This is a genomic window from Piscibacillus halophilus (genome assembly GCF_900110685.1).
Lineage (GTDB): Bacteria > Bacillota > Bacilli > Bacillales > Alkalibacillaceae > Piscibacillus > Piscibacillus halophilus.
This window is the reverse complement of record NZ_FOES01000083.1, coordinates 1-1,003: the sequence shown is the minus strand read 5'-3', so window position 1 is coordinate 1,003 and position 1,003 is coordinate 1. Positions and strand designations below refer to the sequence as shown.

Below are 1,003 nucleotides of genomic sequence, written 5' to 3'. Positions count from 1 at the left end.
CTCACTGTAATGGCACTATGATTAGAGCGAAGAATGTCCCAAGTGATTAGCACTCACTTGGGACGTAGTAAGTCGCGTTAGCGATTTTGTTCTGCTTATTATTCGATATGTTTAGACATCCTCTTTAAAGGTAATTAGTAAAATATAATGAAAAGTAGATAGATTTATGCAAAAATGTTGCAAGGATTGGCTACCATTGGTAATCTTTTAATTAGTGGGGATTAATTCCCTTTATAAAGAAAAAGGAGGAATCTTATTATGGCTAAATTTGAACTACCAGAATTACCATACGCTTATGACGCATTAGAACCACACATTGACAAAGAAACAATGAACATTCACCACACAAAACACCATAATACTTATGTAACAAAATTAAATGCAGCACTAGAAGGCCATGCAGATCTTCAAGATAAGTCTTTAGAAGAGTTATTAGGAAACTTAGATTCACTACCTAGCGATATTCAAACAGCTGTACGTAATAACGGTGGAGGTCATGCCAATCACAGTTTATTCTGGACAGTTTTATCTCCAAATGGTGGAGGTGCTCCAACAGGAGAATTAGCGGATAAAATTAATCAAACATTTGGCAGCTTTGATGAATTTAAAGAAAAATTCGGCGCAGCTGCAACAGGACGTTTCGGTTCTGGTTGGGCTTGGTTAGTTGTGAAGAATGGTGATTTAGAAATCACTTCAACACCGAACCAAGATACACCATTAATGGAAGGTGTTACACCAATCCTAGGTCTTGATGTTTGGGAGCATGCTTACTACTTAAAATATCAAAACAAACGTCCAGATTATGTAGCGGCATTCTGGAACGTAGTTAACTGGGATGAAGTTGCAAAACGTTACGAAGAAGCAAAATAATTTATAGTATTAAGAGCTAACTCATAAAAAGAGTTAGCTCTTCAGCTTGTAGAGAAACCCCGTGTTTTTCTACAAGCTTTTTTAGGTTAATAAATAGATATCTCAATAATTTATGTCTATCACAACCTTAATA

At 35.8% G+C, this 1,003-nt stretch carries 1 protein-coding gene; it reads left to right on the top strand.

Annotated elements, in window-relative coordinates:
• Positions 1 to 258: 258 nt before the first annotated feature.
• Positions 259 to 870 carry a superoxide dismutase gene (locus BMY57_RS15810; RefSeq protein ID WP_091776420.1) on the top strand — a complete coding sequence of 204 codons (612 nt, stop codon included), beginning with the start codon at positions 259 to 261 and terminating at the stop codon, positions 868 to 870.
• Positions 871 to 1,003: the final 133 nt, after the last annotated feature.